General features: G+C 70.7%; 3 protein-coding genes. 1 reads left to right on the top strand and 2 read right to left on the bottom strand.

The window, feature by feature from the left end:
* Positions 1-402: 402 nt before the first annotated feature.
* Positions 403-939 (bottom strand): MarR family winged helix-turn-helix transcriptional regulator, encoded by a 537-nt coding sequence (locus HYE82_RS34965; protein ID WP_179178251.1) that lies wholly within the window; start codon positions 937-939, stop codon positions 403-405.
* A 124-nt stretch (positions 940-1,063) separates the two neighbouring features.
* Here HYE82_RS34965 and HYE82_RS34970 point away from each other — a divergent pair, with 124 nt between their 5' ends.
* Positions 1,064-2,389 carry an MFS transporter gene (locus tag HYE82_RS34970; RefSeq protein WP_179178253.1) on the top strand — a complete coding sequence of 442 codons (1,326 nt, stop codon included), beginning with the start codon at positions 1,064-1,066 and terminating at the stop codon, positions 2,387-2,389.
* Positions 2,390-2,467: 78 nt separating this feature from the next.
* Here the strand turns inward: HYE82_RS34970 and HYE82_RS34975 are convergent.
* Positions 2,468-3,674, bottom strand: a 1,207-nt coding sequence (locus HYE82_RS34975) for an ATP-binding SpoIIE family protein phosphatase (RefSeq protein WP_179178252.1), incomplete at its 5' end; no start/stop codon positions are given.

The following is a 3,674-nucleotide window of genomic DNA, read 5'->3' on the forward strand; positions in this document are numbered from 1 at the left end:
CGGGGTATCAACTTCTGGCGTTGATTTTTGGCACGCTGTTGAGTTCTCAAGGAACGGACGCTTCCTTCGTACTCACCCTCTCGGGCTTTCCTCCGGGCTTTCGTTCTTCGTTTCCGACTCTATCAGATCCTTTCGGGCCTGACCCCCAGTCAGCGGGGTTTGTCTTCCGGGCTGTTGGGCCCTTCCGACTCCCAGAACTCTAGTGGATTTCCCGGCCGATTCATAATCGGCCTTCGAGAATTAATTCGGGCATGCCGAATTAGCTCCCGGGGGAGATCGTGCAGAGTTGGGTGCCGCGACGAGGCGGCTGGATGGTTGTCGCCACAACCTTTCGGCTCTGGGACAACCCGCAGAACTTTACGGATCGCGAGGGGTCGTGTCAACCCTCGCGTTGCGGGTCCGTCAGCTGCGCGACTGGAGGTCCTCCACGCGGTCCAGCAGGCGCGTGAGCATGTCGCCCAGCCGGCCGCGCTCCTTCGTGGAGAGGTCCTGGAGCAGGTCCTCTTCGAAGAGGGTGGCCGCGCGCATGGCGTCGAGCCACTTGCTGCGGCCCTCATCGGTGAGCTCCACGATCACGCGGACCCGGTTGGACTCGTCGCGCTCGCGCGTGACGAGCCCCTCCGCCGTCATGCGGTCGATCCGGTGGGTCATCGCCGCCGGCGTCAGGCCGAGCTGCTTCGCGAGCTCGCTCGGGCCCATCCGGTACGGGGCTCCGGAGAGGACGAGGGCCTTGAGGACCTCCCACTCCGCGTTGCTGATGCCGAGGGCCGCGGCCTGGCGTCCGTACGCGACGTTCATACGGCGGTTCAGACGGCTGAGCGCCGAGACGACCTTCTCCACCTGGGGATCGAGGTCCTGGAACTCGCGCTGGTAGACGGCGATCTGCTCGTCGAGGCTCGGCTCGTGGACGGCCGCGTTGCCGTCGGGGGTGTCACCCATGGTCCGAAGTATCGCATGGGCCCGTTGGCTTCTAACTCCTTCGATGTGTAATCTTAAGCTTCGAACTTTAGGTATGAAGTCTTCAGGCTTCAGCTATCAAGGCAGGTGAGAAGTGACCAAGGTGATGGGCGCCGCGATGCGGCGGATCCAGGCCGGCAACGCGCTGACCGCGTTCGGTATCGGCTTCACGGTTCCGTTCCTCTACATCTACGTGGCGCAGGTGCGAGGGCTCGGCTCGATGGCGGCCACGAGTGCGTTCGTGGCCTTCGCCGTGAGCGCGCTGGTCGCACTGCCCTTCACCGGTCGCGCCATCGACCGCCGCGGTCCCGTCCCCGTCGTCATCGGTGCGGCCGTCGCCGCGTCCGCCGGTGCGCTGGCGCTGGGGCTGTCCAGCGGCGTCGTGCCGATCCTGCTGTCCGCGCTGGCGCTCGGCGCCGGGCAGGCCGTGATGCAGCCCGCGCTCGCCACGATGATCGTGTGGTGCTCCACTCCGGCCGGCCGGACCAGGGCATTCGCCCTGCAGTTCTTCATGCAGAACCTGGGGCTGGGCATCGGCGGCCTCATCGGCGGCCAGATCGTCGACGAGAGCCGGCCCGACAGCTTCACCCTGCTGTTCGGCATCGAGGCCGTGATGTTCCTGGTCCTGGCCGGCGTCATCCTCACCGTGCGGATGCCGCACGCGCCGAGCATCCAGGACGCCATGCCGAAGGACCCGGCGCAGGCGGGCGGCGCCTTGAAGCGACTCATGCAGCACAAGGTGATGGTCCGGCTGCTGGTCCTGGGCTTCGTGATCTTCTTCGCCTGCTACGGGCAGTTCGAGTCGGGCCTGGCCGCCTTCGGTACCGAGGCCGCCCGGATCTCCCCGTCCACGCTCGGCTTCGCCCTGGCCGCCAACACCGGCGCGATCGTCTTCGCGCAGTTCGCGGTGCTGCGGCTCGTCGAGAAGCGCCGGCGGTCGCGGGTGATCGCACTGGTCGGCCTGATCTGGACGGTCGCCTGGGTGATCGCCGGCTTCTCGGGCCTGGGGCACGGCAGCTCCGTGATGGCCGCGGCCGCGTTCATCACCACGTACGGGCTCTTCGGGATCGGCGAGGCGATGCTGTCGCCGACCCTCGCCCCGCTGGTGGCCGATCTGGCGCCGGAGGGCTCGGTGGGCCAGTACAACTCGGCCTTCGCGCTGGTCAAGCAGCTCGCGCTGGCGCTGGGGCCGCTGGGCGTGCCGCTGGGTGCCGGGGTGCCGATGCTGTACATCGCGGTGTTCGTCGCGGTATCGCTGGGCATCGCCTGGCTGGCGCTGCGGCTCGGCGCGCAGCTGAGCCCCGTGCAGGACCGGCCGGCGTCGGCGAAGGCCGAGCCGGTTGCGGCCGGTGGCGCGAAGGCTGTCGGCGGTGCCGGAGCGGTGGCTCCGGTGGGTGCGGCCGCGGTCGCCGCGGAGCCCGTGGCCGCGTAGCGCGCGTACGTACATATGAATGGGCGAGGGAGGCCCGGTCCTGGGACCGGGCCTCCCTCGGCCTTTCCGGTTCTCCGGCTACTTGTCCGGCAGAGCGAACTCGCACCAGACGGCCTTGCCGCCCCCCGGGGTACGCCGGCAACCCCAGGACGACGCGATGGTGGCGACGATCGAGATGCCTCGGCCGGCCTCGTCGCCCGGTTCGGCGCGGCGGCGGCGCGGCAGGTGGTCGTCGCCGTCGGTGACCTCGACGATCAGGCGGCGGTCGGTGCGGCGCAGCCGCAGGCGCATGGGCGGGGTGCCGTGCTGGAGGGAGTTCGCCACGAGCTCGCTCACGGCGAGGACCCCCAGGTCGCACAGCTCGACCGGGAAGCGCCAGGAGGTGAGGACCCCCTGGGCGAAGGCGCGGGCTCGCGGGGCGGCCTCGACACCGCCGAGGAGGTCGAGGGCGGCGTTGTGGAAGAGCTCGGCGTCGGCTCCGGTGCGGTGCGGCTGCTGGAGGACCATGACGGCGACGTCGTCGTCATGGTCGGCGTCCACGCCGAGCGCGCGCATCAGGCGGTCGCAGATGACGGACGGGGGGCCCTGGGCTCCGGCGAGGGCGCGCTCCAGGGCCGCGACCCCCTCGTCGATGTCCTCGCCGCGCCGTTCCACGAGGCCGTCGGTGTAGAGGACGGCGGTGGAGCCGGGGCCCAGCGGGATGCTGCCCGAGGTGTGCAGCCAGCCGCCGGTGCCGAGCGGCGGGCCGGTGGGGTCGGCCGCCCGGTGGACGGCACCCTCCGCGTCGCGCACCAGGATGGGGAGGTGGCCCGCGGAGGCGTAGGCGAGCAGGCCCTCGTTGGGGTCGTGGACGGCGTAGACGCAGGTGGCGATCTGGCTGGCGTCGATCTCGGCGGCGAGACCGTCGAGGAGCTGGAGCACCTCGTGCGGGGGCAGGTCGAGGCGGGCGTACGCGCGGACCGCGGTGCGCAGCTGGCCCATGACGGCGGCGGCGCGTACCCCGCGGCCCATGACGTCGCCGATGACGAGGGCGGTGCGGCCGGCGCCGAGGGTGATGACGTCGTACCAGTCGCCGCCGACGGCGGCCTCGGTTCCGCCGGGGTGGTACGTGGCGGCGATGCGGAGGTCGTCGGGCTGTTCCAGCTCCTGTGGGAGGAGGGAGCGCTGGAGGGTGACGGCGGCCTCGCGCTGGCGGCGCTCGCTGGCGCGCAGGCGCTCGGCGGCTTCGGCGTGGTCGGTGACGTCGGCGAGGTGGACGAGTACACCGGTGTGGTGGGGGTGGGGA

Source organism: Streptomyces sp. BR123 (assembly GCF_013401435.1).
Taxonomy (GTDB): Bacteria; Actinomycetota; Actinomycetes; order Streptomycetales; family Streptomycetaceae; genus Streptomyces.

Excerpts from the sequence above, each read along its gene's own strand:
- HYE82_RS34965 (WP_179178251.1), bottom strand. The coding sequence starts at position 939 with ATGGGTGACACCCCCGACGGCAACGCGGCCGTCCACGAGCCGAGCCTC.
- HYE82_RS34970 (WP_179178253.1), top strand. The coding sequence starts at position 1,064 with ATGGGCGCCGCGATGCGGCGGATCCAGGCCGGCAACGCGCTGACCGCG.